Genomic DNA, 20,378 nt, shown 5'->3' with positions numbered 1-20,378 from the left:
ATCAATTTTATGAATGGATCATCGACCCAACTGAGTTCAGCAATATATCCTAGTAAGCCCTTGCAAAAAGAACCCTTTGAGTAGAAGGCTTCCCGCTATATATGCACAACCCTTCTTCTTTCTTATTGTTGAGGGGTATCAATCTGATAGTTGCCTTCGATTCCTCCTTGATTTTCTGTTCGGTTTCAGGAGTACCATCCCAGTGTGCGGAAACAAATCCTCCGCTGTTATCAAGAATATGATTGAATTCCTCCCATGTATCAGCAGTAAAGGTGTTATTCTCCCTGAATGAAAGAGCTTTTTGAAATAGGTTTTCCTGTATATTATCCAGAAGATGCTCAATCTTATTCTCGATATCCGTGAGTTGAAAAACACTTTTCTCAAGAGTATCACGTCTTGCTACTTCAACAGTGCCATTTTCAAGATCTCTTGGACCCATAACAATCCTTACAGGTACACCCTTGAATTCATATTCATTAAACTTCCAGCCAGGTTTATAAGTATCTCTGTCATCATATTTGACTGAAATCCCTTTTAACTTAAGAGCATTCATTATTTCCTTTGCTTTTACTGAAATTAATTCAAGCTGCTCTTCAGTCTTATGAATTGGTATAATAACCACCTGAATTGGAGCCAGGCGCGGAGGTAAAACCAAACCATTATCATCAGAATGCGACATGACAAGGGCACCCATCAGGCGGGTTGATACTCCCCATGATGTGGCCCAAACATACTCAAGTTTATTTTCCTTACTAAGGAACTGAACATCAAAAGCCTTGGCAAAGTTCTGACCTAGAAAGTGTGATGTTCCGGCCTGCAATGCTTTCCCATCCTGCATTAATGCTTCAATACAATATGTTTCTATCGCACCTGCAAATCTCTCATTCGGTGACTTCACACCTTTAAGGACAGGAATAGCCATAAATTTCTCGGCAAATTCGGCATACACTTCAAGCATAAGCTCTGCTTCCTTTATTGCTTCCTGCTCAGTAGCATGCGCGGTATGGCCTTCCTGCCAAAGAAATTCTGCAGTCCTGAGAAAAAGCCTCGTACGCATTTCCCATCTCACAACATTGGCCCATTGATTTACAAGTATGGGCAAATCCCTGTATGACTGAATCCAGTTCCTGTATGTATCCCAGATTATCGTTTCTGAAGTAGGCCGGACAATCAGTTCTTCTTCCAGTTTGGCGTCAGGATCTACAATAACCCCTTTACCATCCGGAGAATTCTTTAACCGGTAATGAGTCACAACCGCACATTCCTTCGCAAATCCCTCCACATGAGAAGCCTCTTTGCTAAAAAATGATTTTGGAATAAATAAAGGGAAATAGGCATTCACATGCCCTGTATCCTTGAACATCTTATCTAATTGTGCCTGGATTTTCTCCCAAATAGCATAACCATAAGGTTTGATAACCATACAGCCCCGAACAGCTGAGTTCTCTGCCAGGTCCGCTTTCAGAACCAGGTCATTGTACCATTGAGAATAATTCTCTTCCCGACTAATAAAATCTTTCGCCATATTGCTTTAAATGGTATGATAATTGTATATTTCAACCTGCATTTTTATTCCCTGCAAAAGTAACAAATTAACGGGAAGCTCGCAAAAACTCAACAACCAAGCTTTATCTTTGAGCTTGTTAATCCAAAGGAGGGTGCTATGAAATCCTACATTAGTCTTATCGCAGCAAGCTTATTTATCTTTACAGCTTGTAGCGCTCAATACCAATCAAAAAACTATGATGATGTGTATTATTCAGCTAAAGACAAAAAAGCTGATGATCGCACAAAAATCGTTCAGCCTCAAAAGGTTGAACCTTCTCAGTATACACAAACCAAGCCAAATGCAGAAGAGCCTGTTGATAGCCTCGAAGTTCAATATACCGATGAAGAATTAGCAAACTCAGGCTTAGTCCAGGAAACTGAAGAGTATACCTCACCTGAAGGAGATTCATATATCACCACCAATTTTTATGGTGATGATTATTATGATTACGCCTATTCTGCAAGATTAAGGAGGTTTCATAATGACTATAGCTACAATAATTATTACTCAGATTATTATACGAATTCCTATTGGTATGATTATAATCCATGGAATTATGGAGTAAGCATATATATGGGTTATAACTGGTGGTATCCTTCCTATTATTCTTCCTGGGGATGGCCTTATCAGTCATGGGGACACTCTGGATGGTGGGATCCTTATCCTTATTATGGATGGAATAGTTATGGATCCGGATATTACAATGGTTATTGGAGCGGCTATTATGACGGATACTGGAATGGCCTTCATGGAGGAAGTTGGTATGGTAATTATTACTACAACAGCTATGATGACAACTCTCACTACTATGGTCACAGGGGAAGCGGTGCTTCTTCTTCAGGTGGAATAGCCGGAAATACCAGGAATCAGAGTTTCTCCGAAAAATATGAAAACTATGTCTCCGGTGAAAGAAATATCAATGTCAGAAACTCAAACCTTTCATCTGTCAGAAACTCAGGCAATGACCTTACCAGCGGAACAAGCGGTGTCAGGACCAACCGTACTGCCAATGCAGGCACCCTGAAGAATAGCATTAGAAATCAATCCACTGATGGACTCAATCCAACCAGGGGAACAAGGAACTCTGATGTTACCAATAATAACACAAGGTTAGCTGGCAGCAGAACAAATAATTTATCCACTCCAGGTAACAACAGGAATTCTGATGTCATCAATTCAGGTACCAGGCAGGAAGGCACTCGTTACAATTCGAATTCTTCCGCCGGTAACCAAAAGAATCCCGGACAGGTTCGGACAAACAGTAACTCGTCAAAGCAAGGGACAAATGCTAACAACCAAACACAGCGCCCTCCAAGGTATTCATATCAGGGTACCAGGAATGCACCTGCTAATTCAGGGGTGAGAAATCAAAGTAAAGTTCAGCCTTATAACTCTCCATCCTATACAAAACCAAGGTCTAGCCAGGAGTATACCGCACCAAAATACAGGAACACCACTCCTTCAGGGGATAAGCAGAATACCAGGCCCTCCTCAAATGGAAATTACCAGGCACCCGTACGCCAGGAAAATAAATCCAACGCCACACCTTCCAATAATAACAGAAGTTCACAACCTACTTATACACCAAACAGGAGTAACAACTCAACACCCACTCCATCCAGATCTACCTATTCAACTCCGAATCGGTCATCAGAGAGTTCTACCCCTGCCAGGAGTAATAGCACATATTCAACTCCTTCCAGATCAAGTGAAAGCTCAAGCCCTTCGCGATCGAACAGTAGTTATTCAGCTCCCAGCCGCTCAAGTGAAAGTTCCAGCCCATCCAGGAGTAGTGGTTCTTCAAATAGTAGCGGTGGTTCAGGTCGAAGGAGATAATCCGAATCCTGTAGTCTCTTAAAGCTCATATAGTACGAAACCTGCATCCCTTATTAGTTAACAGCAGTTGACCTTTGGTTTGCAGGTTTCTTTTAAGAATTCAACACATATAAAAAATGAAAAAGATCATATTTTTATTAGCAGTTACCTTTCTCTCAGTTAGCAGTATTGCACAGGATGCGAATGATGCACTCCGCTATTCATTGATTTCCTATAGTGGAACAGCCCGGTTTATGGGTCTTTCCGGTGCTTATGGTGCGCTTGGAGCTGATTTCTCCAGCCTTAGCCAAAACCCTGCCGGTATCGCCCTATACCGAAAATCCGAATTCATGATTACACCAGGGTTTTATGGCGCTTCTTCTGAGGCTGATTACTTTGGAGAAAAAAAATCCGACTTCAGGAATAACCTTACACTGGGAAACCTGGGAATGGTATTCGCCTCTTCACTTAATGAAAACAATGAAGATGGATTCCTTAAAGGACTTCAATTCGGATTTGGTATGAATCGGATGAATACTTTCAGTAACAGTATATTGGTAGAAGGTTTCAATACAAATAGCTCATTACTGGGTTATTACGAAGACCTGGCAAATAATGGAGGGAATCCAACAAACGCTGATCAATTGGACGAGTTCTCTACGCTATTGGCCTATAACTCCAACCTGATGGTTTTTGACTCCGGAAGTGTAAATAATCCTGCCCACTATTGGGTGGATATGCCGGATGGTAATGTTTTACAGAGAAAAACTATTCAGACTAGTGGCAATACCAGGGAAATGATGCTAAGTGGTGGTGCCAATTTTGGCAATAAACTTTACCTGGGTTTAAGCCTTTCATTCCCCAGTATCAGGTATGAAGAAGAGAGTAATTTCTCAGAACAGGATAGTAAACATCTTAGTTCTAATGCTGATCCGGACTATAATTTTGATGCAGCCAAAAGATCACAAAACCTGCTAACCAAAGGGAATGGGTTTAATCTGAAATTCGGCTTTATTCTGAAACCGGTAGAGTTTATCAGGATTGGTGGTGCTTTCCACACCCCTACCTCCTATAATCTTACAGATGAATGGAGTACAAAAATGGTTTCATACTTCGAAAATGGAAGCACTTACTCTTCAGATTCCAGAGTAGGCGTATATGACTATAGAATCAATACTCCAATGAGGGCCATTGGCAGCCTGGCAATCGTAATCGGGAAATATGGATTCCTTACTGCCGACTATGAGTTCGTCGATTATTCTACCGCTAAACTCAGATCAAATGATTGGGAATATTTCGACGAAAATGAATCTATAAAATCAACCCTGGGCTCAGCTAATAATTTAAGATTCGGAGCTGAAATAAAATATCATGTCCTGGCTTTTAGAGTGGGTTCAAGTTTTTATGGTTCGCCTTACAAAGATGAAACTACCAGGGGAGCAAGAATGGGTTATTCAGCCGGTTTGGGCCTGAGGGAAAAGAATTATTTCCTCGATTTCGCTTTCAATCACCAGGTTTCAAAAGATAACCTATACCTCTACGGTACTTCTTTTGCAGAAAATACCGTCAAATCCAATCAGTTCCAAATGACTCTGGGATTCAGATTCTAACATGTACAACTCATTAAGGACTTCTGCCAAAACCAGAAGTCCTTATTATTTTATTGAAAATTAGATCATAAATTTAGTCATTCTCTTTCTTTGGGAATATTCATCGGTCTTGGAATCAAATCTGTTCCATATTTGTTAATTTTACAGTAGCATTATTTACTTTATTACTGATTCTATCAATGTCAATCAAGATTCCGGACACAAATAAAAAACGTGTCGTTATTGCAGGGGGAGGTTTTGCTGGATTGAAACTTGCCACCAGACTTAACAATTCTGATTTCCAGGTAATTCTGATTGATAGAAATAACTATCACCAGTTCCAGCCTCTATTTTACCAGGTTGCTACCGCCGGACTTGAGCCCAGCGCTATTTCCTTTCCCCTGAGAAAGATCTTTCAGAAGTCATCAAATATTATTATCAGGGTAACTGATATACTCTCCATCAACACTGACAATCAGGAAATCCAAACCGGTTTAGGGAGTATTCACTATGATTTCCTTGTAATTGCCACCGGTGCCAATACCAATTTCTTTGGAATGAAGCATATCAGTGAACATGCCATTCCTATGAAATCAGTCAGCGAAGCCTTGAGCCTCAGGAATCATATACTTCAGAATTTTGAAGATGCAATCACCTGCGATGACCCTGCTATTCTTTCTGAATTACTAACTGTTGTTGTTGTCGGCGGAGGCCCAACTGGAGTTGAAGTATCAGGAACCCTGGCTGAAATGCGAAGATATATCCTTCCTAAAGATTACCCGGAAATTGATTTCAGTAAAATGAACATTCACCTGATTGAAGCCGGAAGTAAACTATTGAATGGGATGAGTAATGTTTCATCAGCAAAAGCAACAGCCTACCTTGGGAAATTGGGAGTTAAAGTCAGAACAAATGCACAGGTTAGCGATTATGACGGAAAAATAGTCTCCATTCACGATGGTACGACCATCCTGACGGGTACCCTTGTTTGGGCTGCAGGAATCACAGGAAACAGGATCATAGGGTTACCTGACAATGTATATAAAGGAGGAAACAGGATAAAAGTAGACCGGTTTAACCGGGTAGAAGGATTTGATAACCTTTTCGCCATTGGTGATATCGCCAGCATGTCGGAGCCTGATTTCCAATTCGGGCATCCCCAAATGGCTCAGCCGGCAATACAACAAGCTAAATTGCTTGCAAAAAACTTAATAGCCTTCGACCGGAAACTTAAACCTAAAGAATTCCACTATACGAATAAGGGTTCAATGGCTACTATCGGACGAAACCTGGCTGTAGTGGACCTCCCCTTTCTGAAATTCCAGGGCTTCTTTGCCTGGCTCACATGGATGTTTGTCCACCTGATGGCTATCGTTGGCGTCAAAAACAGATTGCTTATTTTTATCAACTGGTTCTGGAACTATATCACCTACGATCAATCCCTTCGATTAATCATAAAACCTTTCAAAAAAGGAACACCTTAATGTTTCTAACTGACAAAGAATGCCAAAATTGAACCAGAAATATATCAAAAGAAATCTATATTTTTATAAACTACTAAATATCAATTAATTACTCAATATCAATCAAAATATTCAGGTAACTGCATTCTTAACTCCAGAAGTTTGAGAATTTTACGCTTCTCGTCAGCGGTATAAACACTCCAATTGGCAATTTCATCCAATTTTCGAAAACAGCCGATGCACTTCCCCTTCTCATCAAGAGTACAGACATTCCGACAGGGAGATTTAACCTCCTTACTATGACCTTCAGTATTATTAAGCATGGCGTTTAATTGTAAAGTAATAACCCCTCATCTATTCATTTGTTCAACACCACAAAGTAACTTACAATTTTCATATTAAACATAATTAATTATTTTCTATGCTAGTAAAATCATACGGCTGTGCCATCCAGGGAATTGGTGCCACAACCATAACCATCGAGGTCAATGTTGATCAGGGAATCCAGTTTGCAATGGTCGGCTTGCCCGATAATGCGGTCAAGGAAAGCCATCAAAGAATTGAGGCTGCAATTATCAACATCGGGTATAAAATCCCACACAAAAAAATTACTATAAATATGGCACCGGCTGACATCAGGAAAGAAGGATCGGCTTATGATCTGCCTATTGCTCTGGGAATGTTGGCGGCCTCAGAGCAACTCAAAACAGATTTTTTAGACAAGTATATCATTATGGGCGAGTTATCACTAGATGGAAGCATCCAACCTATCCGTGGAGCCTTACCAATTGCTATTGAGGCCAGGGACAAGGGATTCACAGGATTTATACTCCCGAAAGAAAATGCCAGGGAAGCAGCCTTTGTAAATGATATCAAAGTTTATGGAGTCGATAACCTAAGGGATGTAATTGGATTTCTGGAAGGCAATCTAACACTCGAACCGGTCATTATAGATACAAAAGATGCATTTGATGCGCATTTAAATGACTATGAATTCGATTTTTCGGAAGTAAAAGGACAGGAAAACATTAAACGGGCCCTGGAAATTGCAGCTGCCGGAGGGCATAACGTAATCCTGATAGGGCCCCCGGGTTCAGGAAAAACAATGCTGGCCAAAAGAATCCCGTCTATTCTTCCGCCACTTAACCTGCATGAAGCCCTGGAAACAACAAAGATTCATTCAGTAGCAGGTAAAATGGATAATGAAGTGTCACTGGTCTCTGTCCGCCCCTTCCGGAACCCTCACCATACGATTAGTGATGTTGCTTTGGTTGGCGGAGGAGGGAGTCCTCAGCCAGGAGAAATTTCCCTGGCGAATAATGGAGTTCTGTTCCTTGATGAATTACCGGAATTTAAACGAACAGTGCTTGAGGTACTTCGACAACCCCTGGAAGACCGGATTGTTACTATTTCAAGGGCCCGGTTTAGTGTTACCTACCCTGCAAGTTTTATGCTTATCGCTGCAATGAATCCTTGTCCCTGCGGTTACTATAATCATCCTGAGAAAGAATGCGTTTGCGGCCCTGGCATTGTACAAAAGTACCTCAATAAAATCAGTGGCCCCCTCCTGGACAGGATTGATATCCATGTAGAAGTGGTTCCTGTACCTTTTAGGGAACTAAGCAGCTTGCGATCATCAGAAAAAAGTGAAAGTATCCGGCAAAGAGTGGTGGAAGCCAGGCAGATTCAGGAAGAAAGGTTCTCTGATTCTAAAGGGATATACTGTAATGCACAGATTAACAGCAAACTGTTTCGGACTTATTGCCAAATAGGAGAGGATGGTCAAATATTGTTGAAAAATGCAATGGAAAAGCTAAATCTTTCTGCCAGAGCTTATGATCGTATTTTGAAAGTTGCAAGAACCATTGCTGACCTGGACGCAAGTCCCGGTATCCGCACCGATCACCTGGCAGAAGCCATCCATTACAGAAGCCTCGACAGGGAAAACTGGGGAGGATAATCCATATAAAAATTAATCATAAATCGGTTTCCCGAAATCCAGCACCTGCAGTTTCCAGGGGTCACCGATTTTAAGCCTTTTAATGAGAAAAACCCAGGAAACACCGCTTACAGCCAGCATAGTGCCATTCACAATCAGCATGTCGTCATCAATGATTGGATGCTGCTGCTGTATTGCCCTGTTAATTACACTGATCGGAAAATAGATCCCTAATACAACCACTCCTGCACCGGCTGACTGAGCCAGGAAATGCCGGGTCCTGTATATCCGGTCAATATTTGCAATATTAATCCTTGGGGCCCTCGATAGTTCAACAGTACTATCATTTAAAATAATGATCACACCGGAGTGCTTTTCCCCGGAAACCCTGTCACGATAACTGAACCTATCCCCTACCTGGTAAAAGTAATGTTTTGTACTTCCTGGTTTGGACAATACCAGGTTGGGTTGTGAAAACCCCCGGGCCAGGATACAGCTTAATAGAATGATTAAAAGTGCCGATAAACTTACTTTCATAATGAAGAAATGCTTTCAATAACAAATGTAATCCAGATTATGATTTAGCATTGTTAAATTCTCTTAAACTGGAATCGTAAAGGAAAAGTACCTCCAAATTCAAGCATAATTGCGAAATTTGACCTCTCTTATTTAAAATTGATCAAATGCGGGGAAGAAATCCTGGAGTTATTTGTTTTTTGCTGGTTCTGGCTTTGTTATCCTGCAACAGGAAGGATCCGGAGAGTGTAAGCATCATTGGCAATTTCAGCGATTTGAGAAGAACGGAGCTTCAACTTATGGAAGTCTTCCCCGACAGTCTGAGATATATTATGAGTTTCAGAACGGGTAAAGATGGGGGTTTCAGTATCAACTTCAAACCTGATAGTATGGGTATTTTCATTATCAGGAAAGGGAATACTCCCTTGATTACCCTGATCACCGGGCAAGGAGAACAGATTGAACTTTCGGAATCGGACACTTTGAACCGTATGCTCTATAACATCGAAGGTTCAGTAAATTCCCGGGTTTTCCAGGAATATTTGTGGCTCGAAGCGCGAAATGAGTTTCTATTGGATTCTTTAGGAGTCATATTAAAAGATTATCAATCCTCCCCAGATTTTCTTTTTATCAAGAAGGAACTGGACTCTATTTTTTATTCAATAGCAGAAAATCATATCGCGCAAACAAGGGAATTTGTTAAACAGAATGCCTCATCCCTGGCATCCATCCTGGTCTTAAACAGGAATTCAGGCCGGCTTCCTTCTCTCTCGCCCTTTCATGAATTTTCAGTATTTGAACATATCGACAGCAGTCTTAAGGTGAATTATGCCGCCAATCCTCATTACCTGGCTTATCATTCCAAACTCGAAGAAATCCGGAAACAAAAAGGAACCAATGAAAATGAGTCTGGCACTGCAATCTCAACAAAACTATTTTCCACAATCACTTTACCTGGCCCTTCAGGATCCGAAAAATTGCTTTCACCGGCAGATGCTAAAATCACGCTTGTTTATCTCTGGGTTTCATGGAGCACAACATGCAGGCAAATGAACCTGGAACTCAATTCAATTTATGAGGAATATCACCCAAAAGGATTTGAGATATATGCTATTTCTCTTGACCAGGAAAAGTCGGCATGGTTGGAAGCTCTCCGCAGGGACAGGATGAAATGGATACAGGTAAATGATCCCAAAGGTTTAAACTCAGGATATGCATCAGCATTAGGGGTTAAAGCACTTCCTACCACAATCCTGATTGATAAAAATGCAAACTTCCTGAACTCTGGACTTTCACCCCGTGAATTGCGACTTTACCTCAACAAGCATCTGGTTGAAAAGGAATGATTATCTTTGAAACCCCCGACCTATAAAACCTATGATTTATTTTGCAAGTGACTTTCACTTAGGCATCCCCGACCATCAAGGCAGTCTCAAAAGGGAAAAGCTACTGGTCCAATGGCTTGAAGGAATTAGAAAAGATGCAACTGCTATCTATTTGATGGGGGACCTTTTCGATTTTTGGTTTGAGTATAAAACAGTCATTCCAAAAGGATATGCCAGGCTGCTGGGAAAACTTGCTGAAATTGTAGATTCAGGTATCGAGATTCATCTCTTTCGGGGAAATCATGATATATGGGCCTTTGATTACCTTGAGAAAGAATTGGGAGTAATCCTGCACAGAGAAGGTGAAATCCATCAGTTGGAAGGGAAAACATTTTTTCTGTCCCATGGTGATGGAATTGGCCCTGGAGATAATGGATATAAATTCCTTAAGAAGGTTTTTGAGAATCGGGTTAACCAATTTCTTTATCGATGGATTCATCCAGATATAGGTACAAGACTGGGGTCCTATTTCTCAAGGAGAAGCCGGCTTACCAAAATCCTGAAGGAAGGCTTGGAAATGAAGAAAAGCAGTGATGTGGCCAGGCAACCTATAATTATTTTCAGTAAGGAGAGAGCTGCAAGCGATCCATCCATTGACTACTTTGTATTCGGTCATGTACATATCCCGCAAATCATACCTGTTTCCGAAAAAGCGAGTTGTGTTATTCTGGGCGATTGGGTGATTCACTTTACCTATGCACAATTTGACGGGAATATGGTAGAGATTAAAAATACATGGGACCCTCCTAAGAAAGTCCCATTACCCTCAAAGAATCAAGGCTTACTCAGAATTTATACTGAACCCTTAAGGTAAAGATGTTGTCCTTAACATCTCCACTATATTTGGACAGGTACTTACTTTTCTCATTTCTTACCAGGTCGTAATAAGCTGTGAGCCTAAGATTTTTATTTATATCTGCAAAATAACCAAACCCCCAGGTTGTATAGGATAAATCCGTTGCATTCGTAGTTTTACCCACTATAGAAGCTAAACCTATCTGATCGCCACTGACCCCTTTATTAGGATCATATGAATCATATTTAATAACAAAGGAATGTATGGATCCCGGGAAATTGTGGATAAAATATATCACTATACCCTGAAAATCCCTGTTATAAATGGGAGCACCGATTTTCTCGGTAGGACTCATACTTGAAGTATCTGCTCCCGGCTGAATACCTGTCATGTAGTCGAATCTCAACCTGGTTTTTCCCAATAAATGTTCCCATGCTATGGATGCGTCGAAACCAAGATATTGTCTCTTTTGATAGTTGCCAGGTATGGTATCAGTCAATACCTGGGTAAACAAAGGAATTTCATTCACAGATTCCATTTGGTAAACCTGCTTTTTCGACTGATAAATGGATCCGTTGTAAAACGAAAAACCACCGCTATAAATCAGTTTACCTTTTGAAATCACATCTTCCCATCCAATTCTACCGATGAAATCAAGCTTATCATCCGTTTCTGCTGATGTTCCATTCCCTGCAAATAATCCGGCATCGATTTTCAACGGGTGTAAGGCAGATTCCCGGGGTGCCTGGAAAGTAACAGCAGCTCCCAGATCACGTTCACCGGGAAAAAGTGTCTGTGTAACCCTGGCCAATTCAGGAGTTTCCCTTTGGTTCGTAGGATAAGTCAATTCACAGCCGAAAGGACGGTAGAAAATGCCTCCGGTCAGCATAAATGATTTCAGCCAGGGCTCTTTCAGATTAAAATATGCATCTCGTACAGAAAAACCCTTTTCATTCACATTGAACTGAAGAACATAGGAAGCATTCAAACCAGAATAAGCTAACTTGAAATACCCCCTACGCACCATGAATCGTTGAGCAGAGGTTTTAGGGAAATCTCCACCGTTGAATGATCTGGATCCCAGGGTATCAGCCCACTGATATTGAGCTTGTATATATCCTGAGATCTTAATTTTCTCCAGATTCTGAAGAGCGTTAGAAATCTTACTTATCTCCTTTGACAGCGAATCCAGGGTTTGGGCAGATGGGGATTGTGCATTAAGTAGGAGCTGTAAGCAACAAACCATGAGGACTAAAAAAACGAAACGATTACGCATGACCCGAGTATTTTATTTGTTCAAGCGGGATTTCTCCGTTTCTATCTGCTCATCTTTTAACTGAACATAGCCTGCTTCATGTACAAATTGTTGGCCTTCTGTAAGTATCCAAAAAAGGAAATCTTTCACCGATTGTTTAACGGGCTCTCCTTTTGAAATCAGGAAAAGGTCCCTGGCCGGGGGGGCAGGATATCTTCCATCTCTTATTGCAAGCATGATAGAGTCGAGGCTGGAATAGAAATCTTCCTCCGGGTCAATCATTTCATTATTATTGATATCAATTGGCAACACCTCAAGTCCGGGATAGAATTTCCTGGATTTAATATCATAGGCATATATTACATTATTATAGCCAAGGCCTAAGCGATCCTTTTTTACTGCATCTGCCATTCCCGGATCACCAAAAACACCAATTCCTTCAATGCTTTCCTGGTTTTTCCCCAGGTACTTTCCCCACATTTCAGCGGCACCACAAGCATCTGAACGAGTAAACACACTGATTTTATCTGAACCAGAATTTTTCATCAGTTGGTTCCAGGAAACAATCTTCCTATCAATGAATATCTGCTCGAACTCTGATTGTTTGACCCCGCGTTTTTTCAAAACCTGAAGGTGAGGATTTGAAACATTTACCATTGGCACAACAGCATCCCTGGAAACAGATATACTCCATGCCCCTTTTCCTACCTCTTCCGGGGAAACTGAACGCGAAAACATGGCCAGATCGACCATTCCCGAAAGCACATCTGTCATTCCTTTTCCTGCCCCACCCGCAGAAACATCAATGGAAACTTCCGGGTGGATTTTCTGGTATTCTTCTGCCCATTTTACAGTAAGGGGATAAAGCGCAAATGCACCGGAGATCGAGATAGTATCCTTTTGATTTTTTATTTTCACATCCTGGCACAATAACCAAAATGGATACAAAAAGAAATAATGTTGCAATTCCTGAATAGAACTTTTTCATCTTGGTTGGATTGAGAATTAATTATGCGTCCGATAGTGACCAAAAGCAAACCGATTTCCCTAATTCGTCATTTCAGAACAGTCTTTAAATCGTATGTGCCTCAGACAAAGAAAATGCTCATTTAAAAAATTGCAACTTCCCCCAGTTTTACCTATAAAAACTCTAGCTTTCAATTGGTTACAAACAAACTGAAAAAAATTATTTAAATAATCAATCTTTAGAATGGCTTAAGAGAAATACCATAAAGGAATATTCCTCCCATCAAACTATCGCATGGTAAAAATATACTTAATATACGTCGTGTTTACGTACATTTGTATGAAAGAATCAATACCTAAATATTAAAATTTATAGGTTGGAATCTTAATTTCTTCTCAAATGACTGACAGCTATCACAGCCGGTATGATTGTACACAATGTACATTTCGGAATTTAAGTTGCAAATATATAACACCAGAGGACTTTGAACTGGTCAGACGAACATCCCAGCAATTGTTATTCAGGAAAGGTGAAATTATTCTTAAACAAGGGGCAAAAGCATCAAGTCTGGTCTATTTGCATAAGGGCATTGTCAAGTTCAACTTTGAAAATGAGGTCGGTAAAAATGTAATCCTCACTATTGTAGCCGGTCCAATTCTGTTAGGAGGGGCCAATCTTTTTTTTAAGGAGATCAATTTATTCTCCTTGGTTGCCCTGGATGATTGTGAAGCATGCCTCATTGATAGTAAGGCAATGAAGAAACTTCTGATGAATAATGGTAAATACTCTATTATGATGTTCGAAGAATCAACGGAAATGTTCAAATCAGCAATATTTAATTTTATAAGCCTTGCACATAAACAAGTAAATGGAAGGGTAGCAGATATATTGTTATACTTATCCAGCCAGGTTTATAAGAGTACAAGTTTTACCCTATCCTTCACCAAGAAAGAAATATCTGAATTTGCAGCCTGTTCGCATGAAAATGTCATTACGACCCTATCAAAAATGAATAAAGAAGGCATTATTTCTTTTGAAGGCAAGAAGCTTGAAATATTGAATCTCCCTAAGTTGATGGAAATCAGTAAACATGGCTGATCAGGTACACTAATTCATGATTTTTAGGTTTCATTAATGCATCACAAATTCGAGATTTAAATGGTGCAGGATTAGACAAAAGATTTTGTAATGATATTAAACAGATAAAGATGCTTTCACAAAAAACAAGATATGCAATGCTGGCTTTAACCTATCTGGCTAAGGAAGTTGGTAAGGGTGCAATAATGATAAGTGAGATAGCAAAAGCAGAGAACATTCCACAAAGATATCTTGAAGCAATTCTTCTTGATCTTAAGAAATTAGGCATGCTTGGCAGTAAATTAGGAAAGAATGGAGGCTATTATATGATCCGAAAACCTGAGGATATTGATTTATCGCAGGTGGTAAGGCATTTTGAAGGTCCTATAGCATTAGTCCCCTGTGTTTCGGAAAAAGCCTATCAACCATGTGAGTTTTGTAAGGATGAAACTACTTGTAATCTTAAACGTGTTTTTAAGGATATCAGGGATTATACCTATGAAAAATTAGCACAGACTTCCATTTCTGACCTGATCAGGATGGATTCTTTAAAAGACGGTAAGTAAACATGAATAAATCAACATGGTGAATCAGAACCATCGCTATTTTTTCGCAATAAATTTGGCCAATTGGATTGCCTGTTCCCTGATTTCCCATTCATCGTTGATTTCTTATGTTCATCCATAAGAGTATTTTCGGGTGTCTGAATATATTTCACATTTATGGCATAATAATTGAATAATTTTGAGGATTAACTTTTTATCCTAATTAATTCTTACGTTATGAAAACGAAAATAAGTTTAGCAGCCAGTGCCCTATTATTTCTTGCTCTATTTTGGATCGGATGTGCGAAAGAAGGTCCTGCAGGGCAGGATGGCCGTGATGGCAACGCAAATGTGATCTATTCCCAATGGTATACCCCAAATGCCTGGAATGGTGAAACCGGTGACTGGTATTTTAATGTAGCTAATAATGCAATCAGTGAGGGTGTTGTGGAAGCAGGTGTAATACTTGCATATACCAGTCTGCCTGGTGATTTGTATCCCTCAGCAGTCAGGCCATTACCTGCATACGCCATTGGAGCTAACTGGGATTTTCTGATCCCTGATTATGGAGAAATAGAATTTACTTCAGATGCTTTAGACAGGCCGGGAACCACTGACTATTACTTCAGGTTTGTCATTATTCCTTCCAATAATTCACTCAAGTCAACTGCTGCAAAAGAGGCTTTTGCAAATGAACTCCGTCAGATGAGTTATCTGGAAGTTTGTAAGAAATACAATATTCCTGAATAAAGTTTGATTAAAATATGTATTTCAGAAGGGGTCTTTCTCATTAGAGCAAGGCCCTTTCGATTATATTTGCATAATATTCTATTGATCATGAAATTATTAACTGTTAGTACAGGCATTTTCCTTCTCATTGTAATTCAGATGACAGCTCAACCCCCTGTTTCAAAAAAAATAATGCCCCCTACCTGGGCTAAAGAAGCCATCTGGTATCAAATTTTCGTGGAAAGATTCTGCAATGGTGATAAGAGTAATGACCCAACCCCTGAGACCATTATTACTCATTCTGATTTTTTTAAGATCCCTGCTGACTGGGACATTACACCCTGGAATCAAAATTGGTACAATCAGGAGGACTGGGCAAAGAAAACCGGTGGGACACTCGATCAAACGCTGCAACTCAGGCGATATGGTGGTGACCTGCAAGGTGTTATTGATAAATTAGGCTACCTGGAGGAACTCGGGATAAATGCTATTTACCTTAATCCCATTAATGATGCACCATCTTTACATAAATATGATGCCCGGAATTACCATCATATTGATGTAAGCTTTGGCCCTGATCCTAAAGGGGATATGGAAATAATAGCCAGTGAAAACCCAGCTGATCCTTCTACATGGCAGTGGACTTCTGCTGACCAGTTATTCCTGAAACTTGTAAAAGAGGCTCATAAAAGAAATATCAGGGTGATTGTTGATTATTCCTGGAACCACACCGGAGTGGAGTTCTGGGCTATGAAAGACCTTATCAAAAATCAGCAGAATTCAGCATTCAAGGACTGGTTTAATGTTGAGACGTTTGATGACCCTTCAACTCCAGGGAGTGAATTTAAATACCATGGTTGGTTGAATATTCAGAGCCTGCCTGAAATAAAAAAAGTAAATGTTACTACTGAACGTATTATCGGTCGTCCTTATGAGGGAGACATCAATCCTGAGGCTAAACAACATATTTTCGAAGTCAGCAAACGATGGCTTGCCCCAAATGGCAATGTGAAAGATGGCATCGATGGTTACCGACTTGATGTGGCTGATCATATTGGAATGATTTTCTGGAGAGACTATCATTCATATGTAAAATCCATTAATCCTGAAGCTTATCTGGTAGGAGAAATCTGGTGGGAAACCTATCCAAACCGATTGATGAACCCTGTTCCTTATACGAGTGGGGATGTGTTCGATGCCATCATGTTTTACCAGGTCTACCGCCCAGCCAAGTACTTTTTTTCAAACTCTGATTTTAGTATTAATGCCCAACAATTTAAGGATAGCCTAAAATACCAGTGGAACAGGCTGGATCCTGAGTTCGTGATGGCTATGATGGGTGTTTCAGCGACACATGATTCTCCCAGACTCTTAACATGCTTTAATAATCCGGGCAAATACAAGTACAAAGCAAAGCACCAGGAGGATCCTGCTTATAAAACCGGAAAACCGGATGAAGAAACCTATCAAAGGGTGAAACTTTACCTCATGCATCAGTTTACATCATTAAGTGCACCACATATCTGGAATGGGGATGAGATGGGTATGTGGGGAAGTGATGACCCGGATTGCAGAAAGCCACTCTGGTGGTCGTCATTTGCCTTCGAAAATGAAAGCCGAACAGATGCAGACGGGAAATTGTTGTATAATGACCAGGTAGGATTCAATAAACCCCTCTTTGAGTATTATAAATCGTTGATTGCCATACGGAAAGCAAATCCGGAGTTGAACAACGGAAAGATCAGATTCCTTGAAACCCAGGGGAAAGCAATTGCTTATAAACGCTATAACAGCAAGGATGAGATTGTTGTACTTCTGAATGCCGGAAGTAATGCTTACACTTTTCATTTAGCCAAAGGACAATATAGAAACTTACTCAATGGTGAGATAATCAGCAATACAGCAATAGTTGCAGATGCACTTTCCGGATTTATTCTTAAAAAAATTAATAAATAAACCTCTTCCATCAAAACCTAAATAATATATCTCATGACTCACATAAAAGATTATATCGAAACAAATAAGGAGAGATTTCTCCAGGAGTTATTTGGATTAATCAGGATCCCATCTGTAAGTTCTGTAAGTGACCATAAAGAAGACATGACTAGGGCAGCGAAGTACCTTGCAGAACAACTTATATCAGCAGGAGCCGACAAAGCAGATGTATTTTCGACCAGCGGACATCCTGTTGTTTTCGGAAGTAAGATCATTGATCCTTCAAAGCCAACCATCCTGGTTTATGGCCATTATGATGTGATGCCTGTAGATCCCATAGAATTATGGCATTCACCTCCCTTTGAGCCTGAAATCCGTGATGGAAAAATCTATGCCAGGGGGGCTGTTGATGACAAAGGTCAACTGTTCATGCAAGTGAAAGCTTTTGAATACCTTTTAAAAGAAGGCCTTCTTCCGTGTAATGTAAAATTCATGATAGAAGGGGAAGAGGAGATGGGATCCCCGTCATTAGGCAGTTGGTGCAGGGAAAACAAGGAAATGCTGGCTGCTGACCTAATCCTGGTAAGTGATACCAGCATGATTGGGATAGATATTCCCAGTGTTACTGTTGGACTCAGAGGATTGGCATATATGGAAGTGGAAGTAACCGGACCTGATAAGGACCTGCATTCAGGCTTATATGGTGGTGCTGTTGCTAATCCGGCTAATATTCTGGCTAAAATGATAGCTTCAATGCATGATGAGAATAATCATATCACGATACCCGGATTTTATAATGATGTTCTGGAATTGAGTGCCCAGGAAAGGGAAGATATGGCCCGGGCGCCATTCAGCCTTGATGAATACAAGAAAAAACTGGACATCAATGAAGTATGGGGAGAGAAAGGGTTTACAGTAAATGAAAGGACCAGCATTCGTCCCACCCTTGATGTGAATGGGATTTGGAGTGGTTATACAGGTGAAGGTTCAAAAACCGTTTTACCAGGTCAGGCTTTTGCCAAGATCAGTATGAGGCTAGTCCCAAACCAAAACCCTGACGAAATTTCAGCATTGTTTGCAAAACATTTTGAGAGTATTGCCCCTCCTACTGTCAAGGTGAAAGTAAAAGCACATCATGGCGGATTTCCTTATGTATCTCCTGTTGATTCAAGGGCTTACCTGTCTGCTGCAAAAGCCTATGAAAATGTTTATGGTAAAAAGCCCATTCCTGTCAGAAGTGGTGGTAGTATTCCGATCATTAGCACCTTCGAACAAGTGCTTGGAGTTAAAAGTATCCTCATGGGATTTGGCCTGGATACAGATGCTGCTCATTCACCCAATGAAAACTATCATCTTGAGTGTTTTTACAAAGGGATAGAAACTATCTCATGGTTTTACAGGTATTTTGCCGGTGACTTTTCAGCTGAGATAAAATAAGTTTGTTCCTCTTCAGTGAGAAGCAGTGATTGAATTAAAAAAAGATGCCGGGTTTTATAAAACTAAACCTGGCATCTTTTTTCCTTGGCATTACTGAGAATTGAATTTTTCTCAGAAATAAATTTTTGGATTACTTTTTCAGGATAATTGCAGAGAATTTCTGTTTCCCATCAGAAACTGTAAGATAGTAGATTCCAGGTGTCCATATTGAAGTATTAATTTTGTTTACACCAGTATATTCATCTTCAAATATTTTTGTTCCTACAGAATTGCAGATATTTATCTTGCTAAATCGGGATGTCGAAATTTCCAAAATACTGCTAAAAGGGTTGGGAGACACGTTAAATCCATCATTTTTTATAGTCGCGGGAATACCTACGTTCATAAGCGTAAACTGTTGTTCTTCGGCAAAGCTGGAATATCCAAAGCTGTGATCCAAAGCCTGAACACTCCAGAAGTAATTACCATCAGGCAGGTGCAATAACCATGTGGTATCATTCCCCATATTACCTGACTGAGGCAATAGTAAGAATCCTGTAGCGTCAACTGAAGCAGACAATACGTTTTGTCCTCCCGAATAAGTTCCTACTCTTAAATTATAGGTGATCCCATTTTCGGGTGTATTATTATCCAAAGATTTATTCCATGAAAGCTGTACAGAGTGATCAGTAGCTACATTATGTAAATCAGCAGGAGCAGCTGGCGCCCCGCTCATTGTAAAACTATTACTGCCATTGGTATTTCTGTAGAGCTTTGTTGATGCCAGTCCTGAACCATTAAAGCCACTGATTATAATATCCAGATCACCATCATTATCATAATCTCCCCAATCAGCTGAGCCTCTTTCGGCACCATCAAGTGGGGCATTGATATCAGTGAAATTATCATTGCCGTCATTTCTGTATACCAGGCTTGATAAGCTTCCACAGGCGGCATTCTGTCCTGTAAGCAGAATATCTGCATCTCCATCATTATCATAATCAGCCCAGGCAGCAGTACCTAATGCAGCACCTGCCAAACCAGGCCAGATATTGGTAAAAACCATATCCCCATCATTTCTGAAGATATAGGTTTTTGGTTCCAGGTACAGATCGAAGCCAGTGACTAATATATCCAGGTCCTGGTCTTTATCATAGTCACACCATGAAGCAGATCCACCTGAAAGAGGCATGATACCGGTGCTATCCATTTCAAAAAAGAAACCATCTTCATTCTTACAGATTGCTGAAACGGGCCAACCTCCTACATCACCCATAATAAAAACATCCTGATCGCCATCATTATCATAGTCCCCAATGTTAGTCCAACAGTTGGAAACTGCAGGCAATAGAACGGGGATTTCTGTGAAAGCATTGTTTTCATTGCGATACAACTTTGATTC

The 20,378-nt window shown here is 40.3% G+C and carries 16 protein-coding genes and 1 pseudogene; 11 read left to right on the top strand and 6 right to left on the bottom strand.

Annotation, left to right across the window (positions count from 1 at the left end):
- Positions 1-49: 49 nt before the first annotated feature.
- Positions 50-1,525, bottom strand: a complete 1,476-nt coding sequence (locus IPH84_09060) for a proline--tRNA ligase (protein ID MBK7173370.1) — start codon at positions 1,523-1,525, stop codon at positions 50-52.
- 138 nt (positions 1,526-1,663) lie between these two features.
- On the opposite strand from IPH84_09060, the gene IPH84_09055 reads away from it, so the two are divergent.
- The 3 genes from IPH84_09055 (at position 1,664) to IPH84_09045 (ending at position 6,437) form a co-directional block, all read left to right on the top strand.
- Entirely contained in the window at positions 1,664-3,385 is a 1,722-nt protein-coding gene (locus IPH84_09055; protein MBK7173369.1) for a hypothetical protein, read from the top strand.
- A gap of 116 nt (positions 3,386-3,501) precedes the next feature.
- Positions 3,502-4,974, top strand: coding sequence for a hypothetical protein (locus tag IPH84_09050; protein MBK7173368.1), 1,473 nt, complete (start codon positions 3,502-3,504; stop codon positions 4,972-4,974).
- A gap of 179 nt (positions 4,975-5,153) precedes the next feature.
- Positions 5,154-6,437 (top strand): NAD(P)/FAD-dependent oxidoreductase, encoded by a 1,284-nt coding sequence (locus IPH84_09045; protein ID MBK7173367.1) that lies wholly within the window; start codon positions 5,154-5,156, stop codon positions 6,435-6,437.
- A 98-nt stretch (positions 6,438-6,535) separates the two neighbouring features.
- Here the strand turns inward: IPH84_09045 and IPH84_09040 are convergent, their stop codons facing one another.
- Complete coding sequence (locus tag IPH84_09040; GenBank protein ID MBK7173366.1) at positions 6,536-6,739, bottom strand: DUF1289 domain-containing protein; 204 nt, start codon at positions 6,737-6,739, stop codon at positions 6,536-6,538.
- Positions 6,740-6,837: 98 nt separating this feature from the next.
- On the opposite strand from IPH84_09040, the gene IPH84_09035 reads away from it, so the two are divergent.
- Positions 6,838-8,376, top strand: coding sequence for a YifB family Mg chelatase-like AAA ATPase (locus IPH84_09035; protein MBK7173365.1), 1,539 nt, complete (start codon positions 6,838-6,840; stop codon positions 8,374-8,376).
- A 12-nt stretch (positions 8,377-8,388) separates the two neighbouring features.
- Here IPH84_09035 and IPH84_09030 read toward each other — a convergent pair whose 3' ends face one another.
- A complete protein-coding gene (locus tag IPH84_09030) occupies positions 8,389-8,892 on the bottom strand; it encodes a hypothetical protein (protein MBK7173364.1) in 504 nt (167 codons plus the stop codon).
- Between the two features lie 146 nt (positions 8,893-9,038).
- On the opposite strand from IPH84_09030, the gene IPH84_09025 reads away from it, so the two are divergent.
- Entirely contained in the window at positions 9,039-10,217 is a 1,179-nt protein-coding gene (locus IPH84_09025) for a TlpA family protein disulfide reductase (protein MBK7173363.1), read from the top strand.
- Positions 10,218-10,248: 31 nt separating this feature from the next.
- Positions 10,249-11,070 carry a UDP-2,3-diacylglucosamine diphosphatase gene (locus tag IPH84_09020; GenBank protein ID MBK7173362.1) on the top strand — a complete coding sequence of 274 codons (822 nt, stop codon included), beginning with the start codon at positions 10,249-10,251 and terminating at the stop codon, positions 11,068-11,070.
- Here the strand turns inward: IPH84_09020 and IPH84_09015 are convergent.
- Both IPH84_09015 and IPH84_09010 read right to left on the bottom strand, forming a co-directional pair.
- Entirely contained in the window at positions 11,042-12,328 is a 1,287-nt protein-coding gene (locus IPH84_09015; protein ID MBK7173361.1) for a hypothetical protein, read from the bottom strand. The two genes, IPH84_09020 and IPH84_09015, sit on opposite strands and share 29 nt — an antisense overlap.
- Positions 12,329-12,340: 12 nt before the next feature.
- Positions 12,341-13,295 (bottom strand): annotated as a pseudogene (locus tag IPH84_09010) (substrate-binding domain-containing protein).
- A gap of 378 nt (positions 13,296-13,673) precedes the next feature.
- Between IPH84_09010 and IPH84_09005 the strand changes: the two are divergent.
- The 5 genes from IPH84_09005 (at position 13,674) to IPH84_08985 (ending at position 18,997) form a co-directional block, all read left to right on the top strand.
- Positions 13,674-14,372, top strand: a complete 699-nt coding sequence (locus IPH84_09005; protein ID MBK7173360.1) for a Crp/Fnr family transcriptional regulator — start codon at positions 13,674-13,676, stop codon at positions 14,370-14,372.
- A gap of 110 nt (positions 14,373-14,482) precedes the next feature.
- On the top strand, positions 14,483-14,917 hold the full coding sequence (locus tag IPH84_09000; protein MBK7173359.1) for an Rrf2 family transcriptional regulator: 435 nt from the start codon (positions 14,483-14,485) through the stop codon (positions 14,915-14,917).
- A gap of 216 nt (positions 14,918-15,133) precedes the next feature.
- Positions 15,134-15,646 (top strand): hypothetical protein, encoded by a 513-nt coding sequence (locus IPH84_08995; protein MBK7173358.1) that lies wholly within the window; start codon positions 15,134-15,136, stop codon positions 15,644-15,646.
- Between the two features lie 87 nt (positions 15,647-15,733).
- On the top strand, positions 15,734-17,581 hold the full coding sequence (locus IPH84_08990) for an alpha-amylase (protein ID MBK7173357.1): 1,848 nt from the start codon (positions 15,734-15,736) through the stop codon (positions 17,579-17,581).
- Positions 17,582-17,614: 33 nt separating this feature from the next.
- A complete protein-coding gene (locus IPH84_08985) occupies positions 17,615-18,997 on the top strand; it encodes a dipeptidase (protein MBK7173356.1) in 1,383 nt (460 codons plus the stop codon).
- 130 nt (positions 18,998-19,127) lie between these two features.
- Here IPH84_08985 and IPH84_08980 read toward each other — a convergent pair whose 3' ends face one another.
- Positions 19,128-20,369 (bottom strand): T9SS type A sorting domain-containing protein, encoded by a 1,242-nt coding sequence (locus IPH84_08980; protein ID MBK7173355.1) that lies wholly within the window; start codon positions 20,367-20,369, stop codon positions 19,128-19,130.
- Positions 20,370-20,378: the final 9 nt, after the last annotated feature.

Source organism: Bacteroidales bacterium (assembly GCA_016707785.1).
Taxonomy (GTDB): domain Bacteria; phylum Bacteroidota; class Bacteroidia; order Bacteroidales; family UBA4417; genus UBA4417.
The sequence above is the reverse complement of the archived record's forward strand: the minus strand, read 5'-3'. Positions and strand labels throughout refer to the sequence as shown.

What these genes read in the sequence shown, in the direction of transcription:
- IPH84_09060 (MBK7173370.1), bottom strand. Translation starts at nt 1,525, where the DNA reads ATGGCGAAAGATTTTATTAGTCGGGAAGAGAATTATTCTCAATGGTAC.
- IPH84_09055 (MBK7173369.1), top strand. Translation starts at nt 1,664, where the DNA reads ATGAAATCCTACATTAGTCTTATCGCAGCAAGCTTATTTATCTTTACA.
- IPH84_09050 (MBK7173368.1), top strand. Translation starts at nt 3,502, where the DNA reads ATGAAAAAGATCATATTTTTATTAGCAGTTACCTTTCTCTCAGTTAGC.
- IPH84_09045 (MBK7173367.1), top strand. Translation starts at nt 5,154, where the DNA reads ATGTCAATCAAGATTCCGGACACAAATAAAAAACGTGTCGTTATTGCA.
- IPH84_09040 (MBK7173366.1), bottom strand. Translation starts at nt 6,739, where the DNA reads ATGCTTAATAATACTGAAGGTCATAGTAAGGAGGTTAAATCTCCCTGT.
- IPH84_09035 (MBK7173365.1), top strand. Translation starts at nt 6,838, where the DNA reads ATGCTAGTAAAATCATACGGCTGTGCCATCCAGGGAATTGGTGCCACA.
- IPH84_09030 (MBK7173364.1), bottom strand. Translation starts at nt 8,892, where the DNA reads ATGAAAGTAAGTTTATCGGCACTTTTAATCATTCTATTAAGCTGTATC.
- IPH84_09025 (MBK7173363.1), top strand. Translation starts at nt 9,039, where the DNA reads ATGCGGGGAAGAAATCCTGGAGTTATTTGTTTTTTGCTGGTTCTGGCT.
- IPH84_09020 (MBK7173362.1), top strand. Translation starts at nt 10,249, where the DNA reads ATGATTTATTTTGCAAGTGACTTTCACTTAGGCATCCCCGACCATCAA.
- IPH84_09015 (MBK7173361.1), bottom strand. Translation starts at nt 12,328, where the DNA reads ATGCGTAATCGTTTCGTTTTTTTAGTCCTCATGGTTTGTTGCTTACAG.
- IPH84_09005 (MBK7173360.1), top strand. Translation starts at nt 13,674, where the DNA reads ATGACTGACAGCTATCACAGCCGGTATGATTGTACACAATGTACATTT.
- IPH84_09000 (MBK7173359.1), top strand. Translation starts at nt 14,483, where the DNA reads ATGCTTTCACAAAAAACAAGATATGCAATGCTGGCTTTAACCTATCTG.
- IPH84_08995 (MBK7173358.1), top strand. Translation starts at nt 15,134, where the DNA reads ATGAAAACGAAAATAAGTTTAGCAGCCAGTGCCCTATTATTTCTTGCT.
- IPH84_08990 (MBK7173357.1), top strand. Translation starts at nt 15,734, where the DNA reads ATGAAATTATTAACTGTTAGTACAGGCATTTTCCTTCTCATTGTAATT.
- IPH84_08985 (MBK7173356.1), top strand. Translation starts at nt 17,615, where the DNA reads ATGACTCACATAAAAGATTATATCGAAACAAATAAGGAGAGATTTCTC.